The organism is Shewanella livingstonensis (assembly GCF_003855395.1).
GTDB classification, from domain to species: Bacteria; Pseudomonadota; Gammaproteobacteria; order Enterobacterales; family Shewanellaceae; genus Shewanella; species Shewanella livingstonensis.
On record NZ_CP034015.1, the window covers coordinates 4,445,181 to 4,469,949 of the forward strand.

Consider the following 24,769-nt stretch of genomic DNA (forward strand, 5'->3'; position numbering starts at 1 on the left):
AGTGATAAGTAATGAAGTGATATCGTCAGAGTCAGCTTCACTATCTTATAAGCCCATCACATTGTCACCTCAGCACAACGTAATACGCGCCCTAATAAGGTCGCGTATTGAACACTCAAAGAAGGCTTATTCTATATCGGTGAGCCAGGTGGCATGTCTACAGGCTTAGCGATGAGTCGATAACTTGCATCCTCCAAGCCTTTGGTAATACCTTCAAATAACCAATCATAATGTGCAGACTGATAATCACTACCTCGATTACTGCGGCGTTTAAGCTGCTTGATAATATAATCGACTCTTGCCGCCAACTGCGCTTTTACTTCAGGGGCGGTGTTAGGATTATGGTAAGCGGCTAATAAACCATCAATCACCACAGTGTTCACCCGCATTTGCATCGCTAAGCCTTGTCCGCTGGGTAAGTCTTGGTACAAGGTTGCACCAACAAGTTTATCGATTAACTTAACTACCGACAGCTGTTGACTATCGCCCATATAAGCCTGACTCACTCGATTTAAACGCTCAGAAGTTAATAGTTGCGACACAATATGACGACTCATCACTTCAGCCATCGCCGCGGGATCGGTTATCACACCTAAGTTGGATCCGAAACTTTCGCGAGTTTTGGCATAATTCCCAGCTTTAGGCACCAATGTTTGCAACACATTACTTGGCACTAATAAGCTTTGGGTTTGTAAGCTGGATAATAGTGCATCGAGTGCCGCCAGTTGCATTTCAGGACGAATATAATTCCAACGAACACCCGCACCAACTTGTTGATAACTATAATCAGCGCCGCCAATCCACTTTGCGGCGGCTTCTATTTGATAACGAGTGAGCAAGTAAATAGGCACAAACACATCGGCTAATTCACCATGAGGTTCACTGGCTAATAACGCATCGGAATTAAAATCGTCAATCGCTTTACGGCGCACGGTTTCTAAGCGAACTAACTCAGCAACCGCATCGTTACCACGATCCCATAAACTGGCATAAGCGTTACTAGCGCTGGCACTACGAGAGTCTGCTTCACCAATATAACGAAAGCCTTTCCTTAAGGTCGATGCTAACAGAGCATCGGTCTGCTTTAAGTCACCATAACCATACGCTATGGTGTATTTGTCCCACTCACCAATACCTTCATTGTATGGGTTAGCAATATCGATTTTATCGCCTTGGATACTCGCATATGGGTGCGGGTAATCCATTACCGACGCATTATCGTTTGTTGATGCTGCAAAATTATGATCAAGCCCCAAGGTATGTCCTACCTCATGCGCCGCTAACTGACGAATACGAGCAAGCGACAATGCCATTGCAGCATCAGCAGCGGCTTTACGATCTGGCCAACCAGCAGTAAGCCCCCGAGCAATGAGATGGTCTTGGCGCACTCTTAAGCTGCCAAGCGTAACATTGCCCTTAATGATTTCGCCGGTACGAGGGTCGGTTACTGCTGCACCGTATGACCAGCCTCTTGTGGCACGGTGCACCCACTGGATCATGTTATAGCGAATGTCTTGAGGGTCTGCGTCCTCTGGTAATAATTCAACTTTAAAGCCATCAATAAAACCGGCCTCAGTAAATGCGCTTTCCCACCAACGGGCGCCGGCTAATAAGGCTCCTCTAATGGGCTCTGGTACGCCGAGATCAAGGTAATACACAATAGGCTTAACCACCTTACTAGGCGCATCTCCAGGCGTAACCTTCTCTAATCGGTGACGTAATAAATGCCGTTGTATTAGCGGCTGATCAACTGCGGCAGAATAATCGGCATATTGATCAGATAAATAACCACTCATAGGATGATAATTGCGGGGTTGATAGCCTATCTCGGGAAGTTGTACAAATGAATAGCGCACCCGAACAGACAACAATTTACCATCTGGGGTAACTTGCTCCACTTGCTTACCCGCTTTATTAGCCTTAAAGGTTAAATTCACATCAATATCGGCATTACGTTGAAACGATTTAATTCCTTGCGGCAAAATCACTGAACGGCTGCTGTCTAGGCTATAAGCGCCTTGTTTTGTTGCCGTTAATACATCAGACACGCCATGTAAATCATTAATAACGAGGTCATTAATGGCGACGATCGCCGTTTTACCTTCAACCACTTTACCGCGCCATAAAATCGACTCAGCAAAGGCTTGTGTTACAGTCTGACGCTCGGCGACATTATCACTGGAAGCACGAAAATCAGTATTAAGCTGCTTTAATACGATATAAGGACCATGCTGTTCAAATTGCACCATCCGAATTTGACCTAACTGGCCACGGTCTAAACCAATGTCATTTGAACCCACACCATGAGGTAAGCTTGTCAGCAATAGAAAAGGTTGATTGAGTTTATCCGCTTGCAGGTATAATTGAGCAGATTTGGCATCGTAGAAAAGATTGATAAAGCCTTTTGCAGCTTCAGTATTGTTGATTATTGTTTGGGCTGAGTCGCTAGCAGCTATCGTAGCGGTAGAAAGTAATGTTACTGGCGTAATCGCCAACAACATTGCCAATGAAATACTACGGCGGACCATAATTAATCTCCCTGTCGGTAATATCCTATCGTCGAAATACTAATCGTCTGTATGATTATTTTTATATGTAATCCAATGAGATAAGGTTTCAAATAATTCAGTAAGCACTATTGGTTTGGTGATATGTGCATTCATGCCTGCAGCTAAACTTTTTTCTTTATCACCCGACATTGCGTGCGCAGTCATGGCAATAATGGGCATTTGTTGTTTGCTAAAACGTTTGCGTAATTCAGCTGTTGCGGTTAATCCATCCATTATAGGCATTTGAATATCCATTAAGACAGCATCAAACGGCTGAGAATCAATCACATCTAACGCCACTTGACCATTGTCAGCAATAACCACTTCATAACCAGCACTTTTGAGCAATTCAGATGCCACTTGCTGGTTAATAAAGTTATCTTCTACCAACAGGATCAAACCTGATACCTTTGTCGGTTCAGCCTCAATAATGACCGGCATCGAATTCAGTTTAGGCTCTTTGGCAAAGGCATTAATAATTTCATCAAATAACGCTGAAGCTTTAAACGGTTTTTGCAACACCGCATAAACCGAATTTTTTTGCAGCTCATGGTCTAACGGCTCAGCAGCATAAGCTGTCATCAAGATAATAATTGGCCGTTTTTCTAAACTGCCATCTTCAATCATCAGATCAATAGCTCTGATAACGTCACAGCCGTTCATTTCTGGCATCATCCAATCTAACAGCAATAAATCTACCGGCTTTTTACGTAATATATCCAGGGCTTTCTGGCCGCTGTCAGCGGTATTCACACCAAAGCTAAAATCGCTCATCAAGGTTGAATAAATTTGTAATGCACTGGGGTTATCATCAACCACCAGTGTTGTAAGATTATTTAATTGTTCTGGTACCACAAGCGGCTCAACCACTTGTTCTTCGGCAATTTCAAAACTGATGGTAAAACTGAAAGTACTGCCAGCGCCCAATTCGGACTCCACTTCCATAGTACCGCCCATCATCGACACTAAATGTTTACTGATAGACAAGCCCAAACCTGTGCCACCATATTTACGCGTAGTTGAACCATCGGCTTGCGAAAAGGCATCAAACAACATTGCTTGGTGATCTTTATTAATACCAATACCGGTATCTCGCACCCAGAATTTAAGCGTAATGCGGTCGTCGCGCTCACCCACATCTTCACAACCAAGCTCAACTTCACCAATTTGGGTAAACTTAACCGCATTAGATAATAAATTAACGAGTACTTGGCCTAAACGCAGCGGATCGCCATTTAAGATTAAACCAGCAGTGACTGGGGCATACAGCAGTAATTCAACGCCTTTTTCTTGCGCTTTAATAGCATTGATATCAATAACATGATCAAGCACTTTATCCAGTGGAAACGCGACTCTTTCTAACTCTAACTTACCAGCCTCAATTTTAGAAAAATCCAAAATATCATTAATGATTCGCAGTAATGATTGAGCAGAAAAACCAGCTTTATTAAGATAATCTTGCTGCTGCACGGTTAAACTGGTGCGTTGTGCTAACTGCAACATACCAATAATCGCGTTCATTGGTGTACGAATTTCATGACTCATATTGGCCAAAAACTCACTCTTGTACATATTGGCCAATTCAGCATCTTGTTTTGCCTCAAGTAACGCCACTTCGTTACTCTTTTGGCGAGTAATATCTTTATGGGTACCTAGCATCCGCTTACTGCAACCATCTTCAGAAAACTCAACCGCTCGACCACGAGACAACACCCAGTAATAATGGTCGTCTTTACCGCGCATTCTAAATTCTATTTCATAGGTGCCAACCGGATCACGTACATACTGAGCGCGATATTCTTGAACCCGATCGCGATCGTCAGGATGATATAATTCATCGATCGATTCCAGTAATGGCGGAAATTCATTCGCTTGGTAACCCAACATTGAATAAAAAGCCGGATTACAGATAATTTGTTCAGAATCGATATACCAATCCCATAAACCATCTTCTACCGCATCCATTGCTAGGTGATAACGCTGTTCAGACAAGCGCAATTGTTCAGCAGCCTCGAATTCACGGGTAATATCACGCCAAATAGAAATGAGTCCTAACAAATCGCCGCGACGATTGTAAAACGGCAGTTTGAAGGTATCGAGTAATACTGGTTTTCCTTCAATATTGACCCGTTCTTGGTAACGTAATGAGTGCTGTTGAGTCAGTACTTTCTTGTCTTCTTCACCAATGCGTAAGCCTTGCTCTGGGCTAACAACTTCAGATGATGTCAGGCCAATAATTTCATTTTCGCTATAGCCCAGCATTCTTTCAGCAGACTTATTACAACCTAAGTATTTACCTTCTTTATCTTTAAATACAATAGCTTCAGGGATTGAATCAATTAATGACCGCAGTAATGCAAACTCGCGCTCGCGGCGCTCAGTTGTTTCACGTAAACGCTGAGTGCGCCTAGCAACTAAGTTATCAAAACGTTTATTTTGTTCGGCGAGATGATGAGTATACTGGCGGTTTTCTTCAAAAATACGACTGACTAATGCAAACCACGGCTCCCAACCACGAGTTATTTTCTCTGGCGGACGGATAGGCGTTTGTGAACAGGCTTCTAAGTGCGTTAACAAGCGTGAAGCTGGGCTCACGAATGCACGACGCGTTTGCCAATGCACAATAGTTACCAGCAATGACAGGGCCAAAACGACTAACAAAAAGCTCAGTTGCAGTTTGTCCCACGAGTCTTTAAATAAATCATCTTCATCTTGTAAATACAACAAGCGCCATGGGGCATTATGTAGCGCAACACTATGAATATAATAACCATTACGCAAAATACCCTCATGGGCATCAAACAGTTCAGATTCAGATAACGAATGTAACTCCGCAGGAATTCGCTGGCTAATGTGGTAAACCTTATTCATCTCATTAGAGTCAAAGTCACTGTGAGATAAAATATTGTTTTGTTGATCGAGTAAGATCACCGTACCGGGCATTTTAAAATAGGTACGAATTTGTTTATCTAATGACGACAAGGTCATGTCTAAATTAATCGAACCAATAAACTCATCTTCTAAATATACCGGTAAGCCTAGCGTCGTAATCAGCCCTTGGTGAGCCGAATCAATGTACGCCTCGCTCCAAAAAACACTCCGTTGCGGGTTCATTGAAGGCGTTGCTAATTGAAATTGTTTCTTATTAAGCAGCTCATCTCTAAAGCGTAAGTCATTACTTTCCCATGGGTAAAATGACATCATTCTGCGCTTAGAAATATAATAAATCGATGAGGCTTTAGGAGCCGCTTCTTTGGCTACAGGAAAGGATAATGACAGTTCAAACAGCATTTCGAGTTCTTGATAAAAACTCTCGCTGCGATTATCTAACGACCCCGCACCAGTAATGCGACCCATGTTGGTAAACGGCACGCCACTGTTGGCGTAATTGGGTTCTAAGGTAAAATATTGACCATCTTCATTAAACTTTTCATATTGGGGTAATCGCTCTTTTCGCACGAACTCACCCAAGCGTAGATGATCTACCGCTACATCACGCAAACTTTTTACGGCACGAATACTCGACTCAAGTAATAAGTCGATTTGCATCACATGGCGAGCGACTTGTTCTTCACGCTGTTGAATTTGCTGCTCTTTTTGACGTTCAAACATAATGCCTGCCGTCAGTAAAGCCATCACTATCACGCCGATGTAGGTGTAAAACACCGCACGGTTATAATTGCGTTGAATGGGAGATTTGAGTTGCAAATCTGGCTCAGTCAGTTTCATTAACCACCCTTGATACAGCGTAAAAAACACTCGCTGTCGAACGAATAACACCAAAAATCGGTAGTAATAACAATAATGATTATGATATCAGGAAGACAGTCTCAAGCACATGTATTAATGGCTCATTAGGCACTCGTCCAACCTGCTAATAAGCCTAACGACACTGATTAGGGGTTAATGTGTTATTAATAATGCATAAGGATACAAAAAGTAACCTTATGCATTCAAGTGACAGTTTTTGATTACAGGAGGCAATACCTTCGTTAAATTAGTTGCTATAGGTGCTCTTCTGCAAATTCAGCTAACCGTGACCGTACCACGCCATTAAGGTAAATATTAGCGCTGCCTTCAAAGTTTTTAAAACGCTCGACGATGTAGGTTAGGCCTGAGGTAACCGCGGTCAAATAGGTCGAATCAATTTGGGCTAAGTTACCGCTACAAATTAACTTAGTGCCCTCGCCCATTCGAGTGATCATGGTTTTTATTTGTGATGCGGTTAGGTTTTGACATTCGTCTAAAATGACCACTGAGTTTTGAATTGAGCGCCCGCGCATAAAGTTAATCGACTTAAATTGAATGTTGGCCTTTTCCATAATGTAATTAACACTGCCGCTAGGGTTAACATCATTTTTGTGCAGCACTTCTAAGGTATCGGTAATAGCAGCTAGCCAAGGGGTCATTTTCTCTTCTTCACTGCCAGGTAAAAAACCTATCGACTCCGCAATTTCAGGGGTGTTACGGGTCACGATGATTTTGTCATACAGCTTACGTTCAACCACTAACTCTAATGCCGCCGCCATCGCTAGTAGCGTTTTACCGCAGCCCGCAGGACCGGTCAAAATAATTAATTCGATGTCAGGATCGAGCAAGGCATCAAGTGCCATGGCTTGATAAATATTCTTCGGTTTAACCCCCCAAGCCTCATGATGCAATAAGCGATCTCGACCGCGATCAATAATGTCTAAATACTGATCGGTTTTGTTGGCAACACGGCCACAGAAATCTGAACTGTCATCAATTAAATACTGGTTAAGATAAAAGTTTTCATTACCAAGATCCTCTAGTGGCACTTGATGAACCGTATGGCGATCTTTGCGATCGGTGGAGACTTTATCGATACTTTGCCAAAAGTCACCTGGGAATTGATAGAAACCTTTAGCCAGAAAACGCACATCATCAATTAACTGATCGCTGCGGTAATCTTCTACGCGCTCAATACCTGCACCTTTGGCTTTTAAACGCATGTTAATGTCTTTGGTGACTAACACCACGGTGCGGGGAAAATGGCGTTTTTGTAAATGCAGCGCTGTGTTAATAATACGGTTATCGTTATTATCGCTGGGGAGTGAACCGATAATAAATTCTATTTTATGATCTGGGAAAATCGATAAATGCCCAGAAACTTCAGCGTGTTCTTCACGAGTAGGTAATGCAACACCCTGTAAAATTTGCTCCGGTGTGGTGGAGCCACCCAAAATATCTTCTAATGCACGTATGGCAACCCGAGCATCACGGCTCACATCTCGCTTCCTATCCTTAATACTGTCGAGCTCTTCTAACACCGTCATAGGAATAATTACGTCATGTTCTTTAAACGAATATATCGCTAAAGGTTCATGCAGTAACACATTGGTATCCAGTACAAACAACTTTCTGTCGTTTTGTTGCATGGTGCCTCCAGAGTGCTCTCAATGAATAAATATCAGTATCTCTCAGCTAAATTTTTAATCTTAAAGGGATAATCAAAGTCTCGATTGAAAACAGGTCATAGCCATAGGCTATACTGACCTCAATAAAATGTGGCACTGCTTGAGTCATAACTCAATGTCATCATCGCCTTTGTTTCACACTATGACGTCAATGTGACGTTAACATGTCAATATGGCGTAAAAATGAACATCTAAACGATAAATCAATGCTAGAATTTCAATCTGGATGGGTTTGGTTTAACATACGCCCCCTTTTTTGTTTCACGCAATAAATGAGAGTAGAAGATGCCGTTTGCCTTAGGTCAACGCTGGATAAGTGATACCGAGTCAGAACTCGGATTAGGAACAGTCGTTCAAGTTGAAGGCCGCATGGTTACGCTGCTATTCCCTGCCACTGGAGAAAACCGGATGTTTTCTCGCAGTGAAGCTCCCTTAACCCGGGTTATTTTTAACCCTGGAGACACTGTCGAAAGCGGTGACGGTTGGAGTATCACTATTGAAGAGCTTGAAGAAAAAAACCAATTGGTGATTTATCATGGGATTCATAGCGAAACCCAAGAAAAAGTCAGTCTTCGTGAGACAATGTTGAGCCACAACATTCGCTTCAATAAACCTCAAGACCGTTTATTTGCAGGGCAAATTGATCGCTTAGAACGCTTTGGTGTGCGTTACCAATGTCAGTTATTACGCCACAAGTTAGCCACCTCAGATTTACTTGGTCAGCAAGGCCCACGCGTAGGCTTAATTGCACATCAACAATGGATCGCACATGAAGTCGGTCGTCGTTATGCGCCACGAGTATTACTAGCCGATGAAGTTGGTTTAGGTAAGACCATTGAAGCGGGCTTAATTATTCATCAGCAATTACTCACCGGCCGTGCTGAACGGATTCTAGTGATCGTGCCCGACACGCTTCGCCACCAGTGGTTAGTTGAAATGTTGCGCCGTTTTAATTTACGCTTTTCAGTGTTTGATGAAGACCGTTGCGTTGAAGCTTACGCCGACAATGACAATCCGTTTTACACCGAACAGTTAATCATTTGCTCACTTGATTTATTGCGTAAGAAAAAGCGTCTTGAACAAGCTGTAGATGCCGATTGGGACTTAATGGTTGTTGATGAAGCTCACCATTTAGAATGGTCAGAAGATGCCCCAAGTCGCGCCTATAAAATTGTTGAAGCATTAAGTGAAGTGGTGCCAGGTGTATTGCTATTAACGGCAACCCCAGACCAACTTGGCCATCAGAGTCACTTTGCTCGTTTACGTCTACTCGATCCAGATCGTTTTTACGACTACGATGCTTTCCTCGCTGAAGAAGCTGGCTATAAAGATGTAGCAGAAGCCGCGGAAGCATTAAGTAAAGACACCAAATTACCTGATAGTGCAATTAATAGCTTAACCGAATTGCTCAGCGAAAAAGACATAGAACCAAGTATCCGCTTGATCCAATCAAAAGATGTTAATGCTGAAACGCAACAAGCTACACGTCAAGAATTACTTCAAGACTTACTCGACCGTCATGGTACAGGTCGCGTGCTGTATCGTAACAGTCGCGCCTCGGTAAAAGGCTTTCCGAAGCGTTTCTTTAATGCATATCCATATGACATGCCTACGCAGTATGTTACTGCAGAACGTGTTAATGCCATGATGGGTAGCGCCAAACAACCAAAAGACAAAGCAGCGCAAGCACTAAGCCCAGAAAAATTGTATCAAGCCTTTGAAAGTGATAGCGCCAGTTGGTGGAAATTTGATCCACGAGTAGATTGGTTAATTGAATTTTTAAAGTCTCATCGCAGTAAAAAAGTGCTCATTATTGCCAGCCAAGCAGAAACGGCGTTAAGCCTTGAAGAAGCACTACGTACCCGCGAAGGTATTCAGGCAACGGTTTTCCATGAAGAAATGTCAATTATTGAACGCGACAAAGCAGGTGCTTATTTTGCTCAAGAAGAAGGTGGTGCTCAAGCATTAATTTGTTCTGAAATTGGATCTGAAGGACGTAATTTCCAGTTTGCGAGCCATTTAATTCTGTTTGATTTACCCCTAAATCCTGACTTATTAGAGCAGCGTATTGGCCGTTTAGATCGTATTGGTCAACAAAATGATATTCAAATTCATTTACCTTACTTGCGCGATACCGCACAAGAACGATTGATGCGTTGGTATCATCAAGGATTGAACGCGTTTGAACTAACTTGTCCAAGCGGCCACGTATTGTTCAATGAATTTGCCGATGAGCTTATCAATGTGCTTTGCGACGCTGATGAAGAGGTAATGACTCAATTACTCAACCACACTCAGCATCGCTACAAAGAGCTTAAACAGGTAATGGAGCAAGGCCGCGACAAACTGCTAGAGATCAATTCTCATGGCGGTGAGCGGGCTAATGCATTGGTCAAACGCTTATCAGACAGCGATAACGATACCCATCTCATCGGCTCAGTCATCCGTTTATGGGACATTATTGGTGTCGACCAAGAAGATCGTGGTGAAAACTCAATTATCTTGCGCCCTAGCGAGCATATGATGTTCCCAACTTATCCTGGATTACATGAAGATGGCCTCACCGTCACCTTCGATCGTGCAACAGCGTTGGCTCGTGATGACATTGCGTTTATCTCGCAAGAGCATCCTTTAGTACAAACAGGTTTAGACTTAATCACCGGTTCAGAAACCGGCACCACCAGTGTAGCGATTCTAAAAAATAAGGCACTACCCGCTGGTACGCTATTTTTAGAATTAATATACATGGCCGATGCCTCTGCACCAAAAGCAAGTCAGTTATACCGTTATTTACCGCCGACACCCATTCGAGTGTTGTTGGATAAAAATGGCTTGAATATGGCTGATAAAGTTGATTATGCTAGCTTCGATAAGCAGTTAAGTGCGGTTAATCGTCATATTGCTAGCAAGCTTGTTAATGCATCACAGCCGATTTTGCACCCGTTATTAGCTAAAGGTGAAGAATTTGCCAAACAATCGCTAACGCAATTGGTTATCGATGGGCGCGCTAAAATGACACAGCAATTGACCAGCGAGTTAGAACGACTTGAAGCCCTAAAGGCAGTAAACCCGAACATTCGCGAAGATGAACTAGAACATATTCGTAATCAAATGGTCGAGTTAACGGGCTACATGGACAACAGTCAATTACAACTTGATGCAATACGCATGGTGCTGGTTAGCCATGTATAACGGCTAATACAGATAATATAATCTTGTATTGCTCATGTCGTGTAAACAATGCCCTGTATATCAGGGCATTGTTTTTAGTTAGGGTTATACATTAAGCTATTCACATTATGATGTTTTTCACTTGGGGTTATCGTGCAACTAGGGCGAATGAGTCAGTTTTTGATCGTAACGATAAGCATATTAGCGACCATGCCTAATGCAATGGCGCAGCAACCCTATGCACACCTGTCTGCTGATGAAATTAAATTTGTCACTATCGATGGTAAGCAAAGTGAAGTATTGGTGCGGTCTTGGGAAAGTAAAAATCACTATGGTTCCGCTGTGATTATTGCTGCTTCTGATACCGATGCAGATGCCGCTGGCTTAGCCAGCTACCTGCGGACTAATATCAATGCACGAGGTTGGGCTAGTATTAGCTTAACGCCAGCAAAAGGGTTATACCGCCCTAACTATGCCACCACACCTGAAGAAATAACTAAAGCAGGCACCGACCAGCTGCAATTAACCAGTAACAAAAGTACGCCAAAATATGAGTCATCTCAGTTACTTGAACTACGAAACTTTCAACAAGCCAGTCTAAATGAAGCCTTAAACCAGTTAACTTCAACCACAGACTTATTTCCTGGAGGCAAAATACTGATTGTTATTGATGACACCGCCGGCATGGTCACTAATTTACTTTATGACAAAAAAACCCCTACCCCTGATGTGCTTGTCATCGTCAATGCTTATCGCGAGTTTGAGTACTTAATTGATCCGCAAAGTCAGCGTAAATCGATTGCTGAACAACTGGTTAGCATGTCGATCCCCATTCTCGACATTCAATCCGCTGATGCACATCCTAATGCCATTGAACAAGCGCCTACCCGCCTCAACTACAATCAAGTGAAACCTGCTAAGTATTATCGCCAATACCAAATGAGCTTGGACTTAAGCAGCCCTAGTGGCTGGGAAGAAGCCCTCGATCAAATAGAAGGCTTTTCCAGAACAGTTATCGGTAGGTAGCCATGACTCTGATGCCATGGCTGAAACGCTTTTGCTTACCACCAAGATTGACGGGGACGATAAGCTTTATCAGGATTTTTAGTTTGCCTTATTGCTGCTATCACTCTATTTTTACCCAACAGTAATCTAATTTGGCTCAGTGATTCTCGAGCTAATAAACGGCGCACTGAAGCGCTCCAACTCTGGTTAATACTCAGCTTAATCGCCGCATTAGCATCGGGTGAAGTTAGCATGATTTTTTGTGCTAACAAGATTGCACACTCATAAGCGTTATCACTTATTTGGGTTACTAAACCGAGTTCAAGCGCTTGCTCTGCAGTTAAAATATCTGCGGTATAGGTCAACATTAATGCTTTGTCTTTAGGCATAATTTGACGCAATGCTACCAAACCCGCCATATCGGGCACTAATCCCCACTTAGCTTCCATTATCGACAACTTACAGTTTGGCGTCGCAATACGAATATCAGCACCGAGGGCAATTTGAGTCCCACCGCCATAGCAACAACCTTCTAAAACCGCAATAACAGGAACAGGCAAACGCTGCCATCCCAAAGACACACGTTGGGCTAAATTTGCATTGCCAGGTAACCACTTGAATAAAAGCTTTAATGCACTTGTGGGTGAACTCGCAACACTCTTCACATCTAAACCAGAACAAAAGTTACCTTCGGCTCCGGATAAAATGACCGCATTGATCTGTTTATTAGCCTTGATTTTTTTAATGACGTTATCAATCGCCATAAACATTTCAACATTAAGCGCGTTTATTTTACTCGGTCGATTTAAACAAACATGTGCTATACCATGTTCTACCGTGAACTTAATTAACTCTCTTTCCATGAAACACCCTGTTACTGGTCAGTCCAGTTTTTAGACTAACATATCTGGACTATCTGGCGAATAGTAATAACATGACAAATGTTCGGCGCTGGTCAAAATATTGTCATATTATTTCTAAACGTAATACTATTGGATGGCAGCTTCATATTTATTGGTTTATACATGTCTATCTTATATTGAACTTTAGGCAACCAATGTGATCCCAGATTAATATGGCTTTGGTTAGATAATGCAATGGCGATGAAATATTAAGCACTCGCTTAAATGTTAAAACTAAGTTACCAATATTGTAAGCAAATACGTATAATGAACTAACAAGCATAAATCGCTGTAAAAAGTCTTATAATAATAACTATCCGCCTTGTATCACTCGCGGCTTCATTAATGAGTGTTTTTTCCTAATGGCGAAATAAGGAAGACCAGCAACAATGACCATTCCAATATTAATATGCGACGATTCTGCACTAGCTAGAAAACAAATGGCGAGAACGCTCCCAAAAGATTGGGACGTTGAAATCAGCTACGCCACTAACGGCGCAGAAGGCCTTGAAGTCATTCGCGCAGGTAAAGGTGAGATTGTGTTTCTTGATCTCAACATGCCAGTTATGGATGGTTATGAAGTATTGCAAGCGGTACAGCAACAAGACTTACCAGCATTAATTATTGTGGTGTCTGGTGATATTCAAATTAAAGCTCACGAGCGGGTCAAAGCTTTAGGTGCCCTAGACTTTATTCAAAAGCCCGTTAGCGCAGAGGCTATCAGTCACATTCTTCAAGAGTACGGTATTTTAACCCTTACCCAGGGTAATAAAGCCGACCAAACTCCGATGATGAAAGTTGATATGCGTGACGCATGTCAAGAAATAGCCAACGTTGCAATGGGCAGAGCAGCAGACTTACTCGCTAAACTTCTTGATGTATTTGTACTATTACCTATCCCTAACGTTAATGTGCTTGAAGTCAGCGAACTCACGATGGCGTTAAAAGCCACCGAGCGAAATTCAACCGTATCAGGGCTTTGCCAGGGCTTTATTGGTGCTGGAATTGCAGGCGAAGCATTACTTCTTTTCCACGACTCTAGCTTTGAAGATATGGCAAAGCTAATGGGATTAGAAAATCCAGAAGACATTAATACTGAAATAGAAGTGATGATGGACACAGGTAATGTGCTCATTGGGGCATTTTTAAATGGTATTTCAGAACAACTGGATATGAAATTTAGTCAGGCACATCCGGTCGTGCTCGGCAGACACTGCAGTGTTAATGAGCTCATCCACGACAACTCAGATAAATGGCAACGAACACTGGCGATGGAAATCAACTATCGAATAGAAGATTATAATATTCAATGTGATCTCTTGCTGCTATTTACTGAAGACTCAATCCCTACGCTTAACTACAAGCTTGGCTACTTACTCGACTAACGCTGGATAATCTATTATGTCAAATGACCAAAGTGCGATGAATGAACTTCACTGGCTAATCGATATGGTGCAAACCATTGAAGTTGGCTTAGTAGTACTCGATCGCGACTATAATATCCAGCTTTGGAACGGTTTCATGGAAAACCATAGCGGCGTGTCACCTAACTCTATTAAAGGCAGTAATCTGTTTGATAAGTTTCCAGATTTACAAGCTGATTGGCTAAAGAAGAAAATGGAGTCGGTATTTCTATTAAAAAATCGTACTTTTATTAGTTGGGAACAACGTCCATACGTATTCAAATTTAAAAACTATCGTCCGGTAACTGGTCGAGCTGATTTTATGTTTCAAAATATCACCTTATTACCACTCGCTTCATTAACCGGTCAAATCACTCATATCAGTATTATTGTTTATGATGTGACCGATATTGCGGTGAATAAGCTGCAACTAAAATCGGCTAATGAACAACTTGAACAACTCAGCCAAACTGATGGATTAACCCAACTACATAATCGTCGACATTGGCAAAGTTGCATGGAACAAGAATTCGATCGCTATTCTCGCTACGGTGATACCGCATCACTGATAATGATTGATATTGATAACTTTAAACGAATTAATGATGAATATGGCCACCCTGCCGGTGATAAAGTCATCCAACATATAGCCTATTTATTAAAGCAAGCGCTGCGTGATACCGACTGTGCGGGCCGTTATGGTGGTGAAGAGTTTGGAGTCGTGCTGTCTAAAACCACAGCAGAAGAAGCACTGAACTTTACCGAACGTTTACGAAAACGTATTGAAGCATCGGAAGTGGCATTCGAAAATCGCCTGATAAAAGTGACTGTCAGTTTAGGGATTAACGATTTAGACTCAGAAATAGATAATAGCTCAACATGGTTATCAGGTGCAGATAAAGCACTATATGTGGCTAAACAAGAAGGTCGTAATAAAAGCATTATTCATAAATAGTTGGTTATCAGCCATTTACCATCATCGATAAAAAATGCTCATCATTGATGAGCATTTTTTATCGATGATGGTAAATGCTCATCATTGATGAGCATTTTTTTATAATATTAGGTCAATGATTTATTAGTGAAATTTATCATCAGACTCATTTTCATCGTCGTCTTCAAATTCATCATCTTCTTCATCGCCTTCTTCGCCTTCTTCGCCTTCGACTTCATCGCCGACAAAATAAGTGCCCCAACCGTCGTAGTCTACTTTTTGTTTGCCCGCAACCTGGATCAGTTGCTCACAGGCTTTATCCAGTAAAGAGACCTCTAGCTTATGTTGAGCAATGGCGTCAAAGCAAAAAATAACCGAGCCATCTTCAAGCTCCATCTCTTCTGCATCGTTCACTTCAAAGCCGAGCTTAAATGCATCAACAGCAGCTTTTTCTAAACGATCAAAATTAGTCGCTGAAAAATGATGTTCAATCGTATACTCCGCATCAGGCTCAGAACCGTCAGCAAGCAAGGCATCAACAATTTCGAGATTCTCAGCAAATTGTTCTTTTAATTGACGCTCAACAGACATGGATTACTCCGTAAATAGGACTCACAAAAAATTTAGTCAATTATACCCAAACTGACACAAGTTGCGAGCTTATGACGGATGTTTGACGACCGATAACCGTGTTATGCTTGCGCTTGCTGCATTAATTCTTCTGCTTCTTTGTTTAATTCAACTAAACGCGCTGACATAACTTGATGTACCTTAGTGTTTAAGGCTTTAACATCATTTTTGTCTAAGCCTGCCGTTGCAATCGGCTCCAGCATTTCTACAATCACCACACCGTTGTTCCAACGATTAAGGTTAATGTGACTCTGACTCGAAGTTAATACCGGCACTATCGGCGCTTGAGCGGCTACTGCTGTGTGAAATGCACCTACTTTGAAAGGTAATAATCCGCGACCGCGAGAACGAGTTCCTTCTGGAAATATCCATACCGACAGTCCTCTATTCTTCATTTTTTCTACGGTTTTAGCCATAGTATCAAAGGCACTGTGACGATTTTTACGATCAATAAGAATATTACCTGATAACCAATAAATTTGACCAAATAGTGGCATCCACGCCAGGCTCTTTTTACCTAAGCTAACTGTCGCTTTTGGTACCACTGACGTATGAGTAAACAAATCAAAGTTATTCTGATGATTCGCAAGATAAATGCAAGGTTCAGAAGTATCACTTACTGGATGAACACGTTTAATGACCTTAATGCCTAATATTGGTGCAACAGAACCAAAGATACTGGCAATCACATGTACATTATTACGATGCATTGGCCGCACAAGGCAAAAAACAATCGAAAATACAAAGAGTAAAAATAAAAGTACGGCGAGAATGATTGAACGAGCGATAAGCAGCACAGCATACTCCTACAATAAAATTGGCGTCAGTATAACGATGCTAGTCAAGGGACTCAACGTTTTGTTTACATATGTACGCTGAAATACTCTGCCCCTGTGATCTAGGGCAGAGTAACATCGTTTATATGACAGGTTAGTTATTAGTGGGTTAGTTATTGCTCCCTTGGCGAACGAATACAGACGAACGAAGTTTTAATAGCGTTCTAAACAACAATGCACTTAATGCTAATGTTGCTACAATTGCTGCACCACTGGGTAAATCATAGCTAGCAGACAACACTAGCCCGGCAATATACCCAACAACACCCACTCCATAAGCCCATACAAGCTTAGTTTTACCTTGATATTTGTTTAATGCCAACGCAGGTAAAATTAGGGTGCTAAAGACTAAATAAACGCCCACTAACTCTACCGACAAGGTAATTACTAATGCAAATAAAAAGTAAAAACCTGCGCCATCTAATACTCGCGGTTTGGCAATAATAATTCCAATAATTACTGCAGAAACTACTGCTGGCAATGCCAACTGAGACCAACTTACCCACAATATTTGGCCCGACATCAACTGTTTTAATAGCTCAGCCCCATGAGGATCATTGGCGAGCAATAGCATTGCGGCCACTGCACTGAGCACATAAAAACAACCAATAAATGCTTCGAGTTCACCCACTAGTCGTTTCGCCATCCAAGCAATAACGCCAGCACCAGCTAAAGCAAACAATGCCGGCATCCACACATGAGCAAACGGCAAGTCTTCTACCCGATGATCAATGTGCGATACTATCGCGCCTAATGCTGCAACTTGCGCAATGGCCAAATCAATAAAGATAATGCCACGCTTAAGTACTTGCTGACCTAACAACACATGGGTTGATAACACTAATAATCCTGCTGCTAACGCAGGCAACAAGATAGACAGTAACTCGACATCAAACATAGTGTTATTTCACTCCATTCAATAACGTCAGTAAGCTATCATACAAACTAATTAAGTCTGTACTTTGTTCATTACCACCCACCGACATAGGCAAAACCAATACCGGTAGATTTGCGCGTTCGCCTAACCATTTAGCACCACGTTCATCTTGGTATGAAGCCACAATTACCGCCATTACATCACCTTTTTCAGCACGAGTAAGTAATGAGGCTAGATGGCTGCTGGTAGGAGCTAAGCCTGGTTTAGGCTCAAGATCTGCCACTTGCTCTATTCCAGTCCAATTAAATAAATAACGGAAGCTCGAATGATAAGCGATGACCTTTTTGCCGGCTAAGTTTTTAGCTTGCTCTTGCCACTGCGGTATTTTAGCCGACCAACGTTGACTAAAGTCGCTCAACGACTGGGTATAACGACTGGCATTTTCTGGATCAACTTCAGTAAGCTTAGCGCTCAAGGCTTGTGCAACGGTTAGCATCCGCGTGGGATCTAAATGCAAATGAGGATTTCCCTTTGCATGCACATCACCCATTGAGCGGTCGACATGAGTTAACTTGTCTAAGGTATCAATTTGATCTGCAGCAAAAAACAAGCCTTTGTCAGTTGAATTAACCTGACGATTAGCAGACTTCATTTGTAACATTGGCAGCCAACCAATTTCTAAATCGGCCCCTGCGCACACCACCAAATCAGCTTGGCGCATTTTAGCTATCAAGCTTGGTCTTGCTTGCACTTGATGCGGGTCTTGCATCGCTGTGGTGGCCGAATACACCCTAGCATCGGGCGCTAAAGTTTGCGCTAATGCGGCATATTCAGGTTCACATGCAAACACGTTGAGTTCCGCTTTAGCTGTCGCGGTAAACAGCAGCGACATTGAAGTCACTGCTAAAAGCAATTTAGAATTGATGCGCACCGTGAGCTCCTAATGACATGACATATTGTAAAGTAAAGATATTATCATCTTCAAAACCATCGAAATTAGTGCCAGTCTGATGAGTGTATTGCAAACGCACAGTCGAAAAATGACTGCTATGCCAAGCAAGGCTGACTTCTGACTCTTTTAATTTCTGTGGGTCGAGGTGATCTTCATGGATTTCATTAGTATCAATTTGTCCATAACGAACCCCGGCAGACCAACTAGGCGAAAATTGATACACACTACTCACGTACCAACCTTGATGATAGTCATCGGTACTTACGTCCTCATGACCTGCTTCAACAATATGTCCAGGTTCCATACCAAAAATGTCAGTGACTCTAAAATATTCGCCACTCACGGTTAAGTTTTGATATTTATAATTACCATTGGGTGCCCACTTATAAACAAAGTCTGCAATGTAGGTATTTTCGCCAGTGTAAGATGCACTATGACTATGCTCAGCATGTCCTTCTTCATCAGCCGCTTCGTCTTCGTGCTCATCTTCGGCATAAGCTTGGCCATTCTGATTACGCAAATAGCTCAATCCTAGTTGCCAAGAACTCTCGATACCAATGTCACCACCAATTTTGGTTAATGCGGTATACACGCCAACATCATCAAAATCACGCTCACCGTGTTCATCAGCAGCACGTAAACTTTCACCTTTAAACGCCTCTATACCCATAGTCCAGTAGAGATCTGTCGGGGCAACATAGTTCAACCGAATACCGTCATCAAAATAATGGCCGCCTAAAAATGCACGATAAGCCGCAGGACGCTCCGTAAATGCATCGGTATGTAAATGTTGATTATTTAAATAACCAATATCCGATAAAAATCGACCCGCACGAACCGATAAACCGTAGGGCATCGCTAACGTTTGGATAAAGGCTTCTTCTAAATTAAGCTCTGTTTCACCGTCATGAGACTCAACAACTGCGGTTACTTTACCGTAAAACATCTCATCAATATTGGCACTTAATGCCAACTCAGTTTCGCCTAAACCAAAACCTTCAGCACGCTCAGCTAATGGTCGGTCGCCCGTTTGATAATAACCATCGAGCACCGCACTAATACTAGGATTAGTTAAACTAGAATCTTCTGCCATTACAGAATACGAACTCACAGCACAAGCCAGTGCCAATAACGAAACACGTGTGTTTAACGCAGACATAATATCTCCAAAATACAACAAGTAGCCGCCTATCTAGGTTTAAAATAAACCAGCAGATAACGGAAAATAATTAATTACAATGTTGGACTAACGAGATGCGGGAGGTGCACGGCTGTGATAGTAAGCTTGGAATACACTGAATAAAAAAGGCAGCGTATATTGTTGGCGTTCGAACGTTTGCTTAGTAACGGCAAACACCAAACCTGAAGAGTGAAGCGTTTTATTAAGCTGATGTTGATGAAAACACAAGGTACAATGATTTTGTACTCCGTCATCAAGATGCCTGACTGAGTGTGCGGACGCAGCAATAGACAACACAATCAAGATGGCACTAAGCCAGATTGCGATAGTTTGTCTTATTTTGATGCGGGAACTCACCAGCAAAACTCCATCAGGTTAATAAAAGTGAGCATAAGTGTAAAAGACCGCCACAGAAAAGCAACACTTAGATTGTGACAAATCATGACGACGTATTCACAACCGCAATCACGGGCTCATAATATAAGCAAATAATATAAGCAAATAATATAAGCAAATAATATAAGCAAATAATATAAACCAATAACATTAGCTACTATAGTCACTAATAGGTGACTAAGCCGTTATTTTTAAGATAGTCTTAAGCTACTACTCATACCATAATGCATGTGTAAAACATCATCATTACAGGACAAACACCATGGCACAATTTATTAAAGAAAATATTGGCATCATTTTAGTCATGATCATTGTTGGGGTTGTCGTGCTAGGCGGGATTTACTATGTTGAAGAATCGCTAGAAAGCCAAGTTATTGAAGTTAAATAACAAATTTATTTCGCGTGCGTCTCTGCATTAGGATCATTTTCAGGCGCTTCAATCAGCTGTAAGTGGTCCATAATATGAGATAAACCCACCATAATAACAGCCAAAATAATCAATGGTGTAGTGATAACGGTTACACCCTCAACAAAATAGCCTACTGCAGCAGCAATAACCCCACCATAGAAACCGACTATTTTAACCACTGACAAATATTTATTATGCCCAAGCCATGCAGCACAATGAGGGCATTGAACTTCTACTGACAAACCTTTCCCGCGACTGTCATTCACCTTCGCAATTGAAAAAGATTTATAGCAATGAGCACATTGCAGCGACATGATAATTTCCTCAGTTCAATAATGTCGGCAAGTGTAACAAATTAACCTACCAATTACTGTATTTGGCTCCTATAGGATTTTTCCATTATCATAGGCGCAACTCAGAGCCCTAGGACAACTTTACATGCTACGGATTTTACTAACGTTATTATTATTCACCTCGGCAGTGTTTACGACACAATCTCTTCGTGCAGAACAAGACGCTGTGGTACCGATTGTTGCCACTAGTCAGCTAACTGATACTCAAAATCAAATCAGCCGTTTACAACAAACGATCGAGCAAGATACCAAGTTACTATTTAAGGCAAAAGGTGAACTGCGTACATTTACTGAATATCGCATTAAAAACAAGTCGTCTGAATTACGCGACCAAATTGGTCAACTTATTGCCACACCGGACGCAGACCAACAATATTTAGTCACCTTAGTGCAAAGCCAATTGGCCTTTTTAGAGAATGTCAGTGCGTACTTAGACGCCCAAGTTATGGCTATGCGGCTTGGAATGAGCAAAGATGATGACAGTAAAATCATCTTAGCCATCTCACAACGTGAATTTGAACGCGACCATTATCTCAAGGCACAATTAACGACTCTGCGATGGGCTGAAACGTTGAATATAGATGTCGTAGTTAAAAAGCAGAAACTGACTGAGATCATGCTAAAACGAGCCGATCATTTCGACAGTTTAGTGCATTATACTCAAGATGAATTACAAAAAGCGGTTACCGAAGCAGCAAGTGCTGGCGCCGATATCACTGCCCAGCAAAAAGCTGACGTAGCGGCGTTAAAAGAACGCTTAGAGCAAAGCAGCTCTAGTTTAGCGGTTTCAGCTGCCATGCTCGAAACACTAGGCCAAGATGTCACACCATTTACACAAACATTGTTTAGTGTGTCGGGGGATATCACTCAAGATGTATTGAACTTTAGTGTGGCATCTAACCTGCTGCAAGGTTGGGCTAAAGTGATCAAAGATCAAACGATTAATAATGGTCCTAGTTTAACCTTCAAAATTCTAGTGTTTGTGTTTATCTTATTTGTCGCCAGTTTAGTCGCTAAAATTGTCACCCAAATTATCTCTAAAACCGTACGCGCATCAAAATTACAATTTAGCCAATTACTGCAAGACTTCTTCATCTCTTTGTCCAGTAAAGTGGTATTTGCATTAGGATTATTAATTGCCTTGTCACAACTGGGGTTTGAGCTTGGGCCATTACTTGCCGGTTTTGGTATTGCTGGTGTGATTATTGGTTTTGCACTGCAAGACACATTATCAAACTTCGCCTCTGGCATGATGATCTTAATCTATCGTCCATTTGATGTCGGTGACCTCATCAATGCCGCTAATGTTACCGGTCGCGTTAGCCATATGAGCTTAGTGTCAACCACCATTAAAACCCTCGATAATCAACGCTTGATTGTGCCAAACAATAAAATCTGGGGCGATACCATTAACAACATCACCGCAGAGCATCAGCGCCGGGTAGACATGACCTTTGGCATTAGCTACAGCGACAATGTTGAACATGCAGAAACCATATTAAAAAGTATTGTAGAACAACACCCTAAGGTACAAGCGCATCCAGAACCGATAGTGAAACTACATACATTGGGCGAATCGTCTGTCGACTTTATTGTGAGACCTTGGGTTAAACCTGATGATTATTGGGAAGTTTATTGGGATATTACTCGTGCAGTAAAAATACGCTTTGATGCCGAAGGTATTAGTATTCCGTTCCCGCAACGCGATGTGCACATATATCAAAAGTAAGCTTTGCACTTAGTAAGAAAAAGGCTCAAGTCATCGACTTGAGCCTTTTTCTTACTAGATAATGTTAGCTAACCAAAGGGCTTATAAATAAGTGATGCTGCCCTGTAAATGCGGCCGACGACCTTTTACATCACGCATTTCAAAACGCTTACCATTTTCAATACTTTCAAATGCAAACGTCACTTCAGACGGCATAAACACCGGCAATTTAAACTCTACATCAACCTGAAAAGGTCGTTCACCTATAAAAATCATTAATTGAGATAAAGCGCGTGCTTTAGACCACATACCATGGGCTAATACTCGCTCAAAACCAAAGCGTTTTGACAATAAAGGATGTAAATGAATCAAGTTATAATCGCCAGAAGCTTTAGCATAACGGCGGCCTAAGTCGTCGGTTAAACGCCATTGCTGTACATTTTCCCATGCCATCTCTGAGGCTTTTGGCGGACGAGCACGACGCCCTGTAGACCCAATACGATATAAGTAAGTAGATAACGCTTGCCATACTAACTCTTCACCAACCAAGACCTTTGATACTAGCTCAAACTCAAGCCCTGCATCTGTGGTACGGCTTGTCGATAATTCACACTGTATTGTCAATATTTCATCTGCTCGCACCGGGCGAAATACACTAATACTGTTTTTTAAATGCAGCATTCCAAGTAACGGAAATGTCACCGCTTTATGGGTAAAGATCATCGCATGTAAGCGAAATGCCCATACATATAAATACGTGGGCGGCAACACCACACCATCATATTCGAAACCACACACTGCAGCATATTGGCGAATTTTCTCTTTAGACAACACTACATTAGGTGCTTGTACATAAATATTCGGCAGTGGTTGTTGATCCCATCCCGGTTTACGGCCAAACAGGATTTTGCGATACAAAGACAAAAGCGAAGGCATCGCTTTTAATTCTATAGAGTAGTCGTGACTCACAATGTTGTACCTTAAAGAGGCAGCAAAAAACATGCGCTGCAAAACGGATAGTGGATCATTATACCTTAGAGTCTTGGTGTTGCTAAACTGCTAATTGCTAAATCCGTTTAAAACGGCTTATCGTTACGGCTTATATTGATTTACTTCACACCGTGATATAACACCATTCTCTGTGTGTCATTGATACACAATTGCTGATTTGTCTTTACCTTTTTCAGCCCACAGTGCGACAATTACCTTTCTCCATATTGGCTCAATAATGTGATGTAACCAATACTGTGCAAGATAAAAATTTCGATAAACTCAGTCAAAAGTTTAGCCAAAACATTTACGGTACTACCAAAGGTGAAATCCGTGCTGCCACCCTATGGCGAGATTTAGCACCCGCCTTAGCTAGCCTTGGTATGTCAAGATTACGTATTCTAGATGCCGGAGGAGGGTTTGGGTTTTTGAGTCAAAAACTGGCAGCCTTGGGCCATGATGTAGTGCTATGTGATATTTCACAACAAATGCTAACCCTTGCACAGCAACAGATTGAAGCATCTAATGCTACATTATCAATCGAGTTAGTGCACAGTGCTATTCAGTCATTAACGGTAGAACAACATGGTCAGTTTGATGTCATCTTATGTCACGCAGTAGCCGAATGGCTTATTGATGCTAAATCGACTTTGCATGGACTATTAAGTTTATTAAAACCTAATGGTTTATTTTCACTGATGTTTTTTAACAAGGAAGCCTTACGCTTTCATAGCTTAATATCAGGTAACTTTGACTATGTTAAACGTGATTTTAACGTTAAAAAGAAAGTTGGATTAACACCCACTCATCCACTTTATATCGCTGAGGTTCGCGCTTGGTTTGCCCAATGGCAACTGTCGCTGGTGAGCCAATCGGGTGTAAGAGTCATCAATGATTATTTGAAAACTAATTTGCCAGCCGACATTGATAAAAATCAACTTATTGAGATGGAATTGGCCTACTCACAACGTGAACCTTATTTATCACTTGGACGTTATATTCACTTTATTGGCCAACCAGCATCACAATAAGCTCA

At 41.8% G+C, this 24,769-nt stretch carries 19 protein-coding genes; 7 read left to right on the top strand and 12 right to left on the bottom strand.

Annotation, left to right across the window (positions count from 1 at the left end; genetic code table 11):
- Positions 1 to 131 precede the first annotated feature (131 nt).
- The 3 genes from EGC82_RS19385 to EGC82_RS19395 form a co-directional block, all read right to left on the bottom strand.
- Positions 132 to 2,528, bottom strand: a complete 2,397-nt coding sequence (locus EGC82_RS19385) for a zinc-dependent metalloprotease (protein WP_124732206.1) — start codon at positions 2,526 to 2,528, stop codon at positions 132 to 134.
- 39 nt (positions 2,529 to 2,567) lie between these two features.
- On the bottom strand, positions 2,568 to 6,278 hold the full coding sequence (locus EGC82_RS19390) for a response regulator (RefSeq protein WP_124732207.1): 3,711 nt from the start codon (positions 6,276 to 6,278) through the stop codon (positions 2,568 to 2,570).
- 275 nt (positions 6,279 to 6,553) lie between these two features.
- The gene (locus EGC82_RS19395; RefSeq protein ID WP_124732208.1) at positions 6,554 to 7,948 is read right to left on the bottom strand and encodes a PhoH family protein; all 1,395 of its coding nucleotides are present in this window, start codon (positions 7,946 to 7,948) and stop codon (positions 6,554 to 6,556) included.
- 324 nt (positions 7,949 to 8,272) lie between these two features.
- On the opposite strand from EGC82_RS19395, the gene rapA reads away from it, so the two are divergent.
- Positions 8,273 to 11,179, top strand: a complete 2,907-nt coding sequence (rapA, locus tag EGC82_RS19400) for an RNA polymerase-associated protein RapA (protein WP_124732209.1) — start codon at positions 8,273 to 8,275, stop codon at positions 11,177 to 11,179.
- Positions 11,180 to 11,326: 147 nt separating this feature from the next.
- Positions 11,327 to 12,184 (top strand): DUF3530 family protein, encoded by an 858-nt coding sequence (locus EGC82_RS19405; protein WP_124732210.1) that lies wholly within the window; start codon positions 11,327 to 11,329, stop codon positions 12,182 to 12,184.
- 35 nt (positions 12,185 to 12,219) lie between these two features.
- On the opposite strand, the gene EGC82_RS19410 is transcribed toward EGC82_RS19405, so the two are convergent.
- Complete coding sequence (locus EGC82_RS19410) at positions 12,220 to 13,026, bottom strand: crotonase/enoyl-CoA hydratase family protein (RefSeq protein WP_124732211.1); 807 nt, start codon at positions 13,024 to 13,026, stop codon at positions 12,220 to 12,222.
- A 428-nt stretch (positions 13,027 to 13,454) separates the two neighbouring features.
- Between EGC82_RS19410 and EGC82_RS19415 the strand changes: the two genes are divergently transcribed.
- Together EGC82_RS19415 and EGC82_RS19420 are read left to right on the top strand one after the other, a co-directional pair.
- The gene (locus EGC82_RS19415; RefSeq protein ID WP_124732212.1) at positions 13,455 to 14,450 is read left to right on the top strand and encodes a response regulator; all 996 of its coding nucleotides are present in this window, start codon (positions 13,455 to 13,457) and stop codon (positions 14,448 to 14,450) included.
- A gap of 16 nt (positions 14,451 to 14,466) precedes the next feature.
- The gene (locus EGC82_RS19420; protein WP_124732213.1) at positions 14,467 to 15,423 is read left to right on the top strand and encodes a sensor domain-containing diguanylate cyclase; all 957 of its coding nucleotides are present in this window, start codon (positions 14,467 to 14,469) and stop codon (positions 15,421 to 15,423) included.
- Positions 15,424 to 15,546: 123 nt separating this feature from the next.
- Here EGC82_RS19420 and rraB read toward each other — a convergent pair whose 3' ends face one another.
- The 6 genes from rraB to EGC82_RS19450 all read right to left on the bottom strand — a co-directional run bounded on the left by rraB (position 15,547) and on the right by EGC82_RS19450 (position 20,234).
- The gene (rraB, locus tag EGC82_RS19425; RefSeq protein ID WP_124732214.1) at positions 15,547 to 15,993 is read right to left on the bottom strand and encodes a ribonuclease E inhibitor RraB; all 447 of its coding nucleotides are present in this window, start codon (positions 15,991 to 15,993) and stop codon (positions 15,547 to 15,549) included.
- Positions 15,994 to 16,094: 101 nt separating this feature from the next.
- On the bottom strand, positions 16,095 to 16,829 hold the full coding sequence (locus tag EGC82_RS19430; RefSeq protein ID WP_124732215.1) for a 1-acylglycerol-3-phosphate O-acyltransferase: 735 nt from the start codon (positions 16,827 to 16,829) through the stop codon (positions 16,095 to 16,097).
- 148 nt (positions 16,830 to 16,977) lie between these two features.
- Positions 16,978 to 17,766, bottom strand: a complete 789-nt coding sequence (locus EGC82_RS19435) for a metal ABC transporter permease (RefSeq protein ID WP_124732216.1) — start codon at positions 17,764 to 17,766, stop codon at positions 16,978 to 16,980.
- Between the two features lie 4 nt (positions 17,767 to 17,770).
- The gene (locus tag EGC82_RS19440) at positions 17,771 to 18,676 is read right to left on the bottom strand and encodes a metal ABC transporter solute-binding protein, Zn/Mn family (protein ID WP_164839169.1); all 906 of its coding nucleotides are present in this window, start codon (positions 18,674 to 18,676) and stop codon (positions 17,771 to 17,773) included.
- Positions 18,660 to 19,856, bottom strand: coding sequence for a hypothetical protein (locus EGC82_RS19445; protein WP_124732217.1), 1,197 nt, complete (start codon positions 19,854 to 19,856; stop codon positions 18,660 to 18,662). The genes EGC82_RS19440 and EGC82_RS19445 overlap by 17 nt, the downstream gene beginning before the upstream one ends.
- Positions 19,857 to 19,943: 87 nt before the next feature.
- Entirely contained in the window at positions 19,944 to 20,234 is a 291-nt protein-coding gene (locus tag EGC82_RS19450; protein WP_124732218.1) for an ABC-type zinc uptake system zinc chaperone, read from the bottom strand.
- Between the two features lie 301 nt (positions 20,235 to 20,535).
- On the opposite strand from EGC82_RS19450, the gene EGC82_RS21780 reads away from it, so the two are divergent.
- Positions 20,536 to 20,661, top strand: a complete 126-nt coding sequence (locus EGC82_RS21780; protein ID WP_257984805.1) for a hypothetical protein — start codon at positions 20,536 to 20,538, stop codon at positions 20,659 to 20,661.
- A gap of 5 nt (positions 20,662 to 20,666) precedes the next feature.
- On the opposite strand, the gene EGC82_RS19455 is transcribed toward EGC82_RS21780, so the two are convergent.
- Positions 20,667 to 20,996 carry a hypothetical protein gene (locus EGC82_RS19455; protein WP_102035808.1) on the bottom strand — a complete coding sequence of 110 codons (330 nt, stop codon included), beginning with the start codon at positions 20,994 to 20,996 and terminating at the stop codon, positions 20,667 to 20,669.
- A 124-nt stretch (positions 20,997 to 21,120) separates the two neighbouring features.
- Between EGC82_RS19455 and EGC82_RS19460 the strand changes: the two genes are divergently transcribed.
- The gene (locus EGC82_RS19460; protein WP_124732219.1) at positions 21,121 to 22,764 is read left to right on the top strand and encodes a mechanosensitive ion channel family protein; all 1,644 of its coding nucleotides are present in this window, start codon (positions 21,121 to 21,123) and stop codon (positions 22,762 to 22,764) included.
- Positions 22,765 to 22,845: 81 nt separating this feature from the next.
- On the opposite strand, the gene EGC82_RS19465 is transcribed toward EGC82_RS19460, so the two are convergent.
- Positions 22,846 to 23,679: a MaoC family dehydratase gene (locus tag EGC82_RS19465; protein ID WP_124732714.1), complete on the bottom strand. Its 834-nt coding sequence runs from the start codon at positions 23,677 to 23,679 to the stop codon at positions 22,846 to 22,848.
- A 311-nt stretch (positions 23,680 to 23,990) separates the two neighbouring features.
- Here EGC82_RS19465 and EGC82_RS19470 point away from each other — a divergent pair, with 311 nt between their 5' ends.
- A complete protein-coding gene (locus EGC82_RS19470; RefSeq protein WP_124732220.1) occupies positions 23,991 to 24,764 on the top strand; it encodes a methyltransferase domain-containing protein in 774 nt (257 codons plus the stop codon).
- Positions 24,765 to 24,769 lie beyond the last annotated feature (5 nt).

Excerpts from the sequence above, each read along its gene's own strand:
- EGC82_RS19445 (WP_124732217.1), bottom strand. The coding sequence starts at position 19,856 with ATGTCTGCGTTAAACACACGTGTTTCGTTATTGGCACTGGCTTGTGCT.
- rraB (WP_124732214.1), bottom strand. The coding sequence starts at position 15,993 with ATGTCTGTTGAGCGTCAATTAAAAGAACAATTTGCTGAGAATCTCGAA.
- EGC82_RS19390 (WP_124732207.1), bottom strand. The coding sequence starts at position 6,278 with ATGAAACTGACTGAGCCAGATTTGCAACTCAAATCTCCCATTCAACGC.
- EGC82_RS21780 (WP_257984805.1), top strand. The coding sequence starts at position 20,536 with ATGGCACAATTTATTAAAGAAAATATTGGCATCATTTTAGTCATGATC.
- EGC82_RS19460 (WP_124732219.1), top strand. The coding sequence starts at position 21,121 with ATGCTACGGATTTTACTAACGTTATTATTATTCACCTCGGCAGTGTTT.
- EGC82_RS19435 (WP_124732216.1), bottom strand. The coding sequence starts at position 17,766 with ATGTTTGATGTCGAGTTACTGTCTATCTTGTTGCCTGCGTTAGCAGCA.
- EGC82_RS19410 (WP_124732211.1), bottom strand. The coding sequence starts at position 13,026 with ATGGAAAGAGAGTTAATTAAGTTCACGGTAGAACATGGTATAGCACAT.
- EGC82_RS19420 (WP_124732213.1), top strand. The coding sequence starts at position 14,467 with ATGTCAAATGACCAAAGTGCGATGAATGAACTTCACTGGCTAATCGAT.
- EGC82_RS19405 (WP_124732210.1), top strand. The coding sequence starts at position 11,327 with ATGAGTCAGTTTTTGATCGTAACGATAAGCATATTAGCGACCATGCCT.
- EGC82_RS19385 (WP_124732206.1), bottom strand. The coding sequence starts at position 2,528 with ATGGTCCGCCGTAGTATTTCATTGGCAATGTTGTTGGCGATTACGCCA.
- EGC82_RS19395 (WP_124732208.1), bottom strand. The coding sequence starts at position 7,948 with ATGCAACAAAACGACAGAAAGTTGTTTGTACTGGATACCAATGTGTTA.
- EGC82_RS19455 (WP_102035808.1), bottom strand. The coding sequence starts at position 20,996 with ATGTCGCTGCAATGTGCTCATTGCTATAAATCTTTTTCAATTGCGAAG.
- EGC82_RS19465 (WP_124732714.1), bottom strand. The coding sequence starts at position 23,679 with ATGCCTTCGCTTTTGTCTTTGTATCGCAAAATCCTGTTTGGCCGTAAA.
- rapA (WP_124732209.1), top strand. The coding sequence starts at position 8,273 with ATGCCGTTTGCCTTAGGTCAACGCTGGATAAGTGATACCGAGTCAGAA.
- EGC82_RS19415 (WP_124732212.1), top strand. The coding sequence starts at position 13,455 with ATGACCATTCCAATATTAATATGCGACGATTCTGCACTAGCTAGAAAA.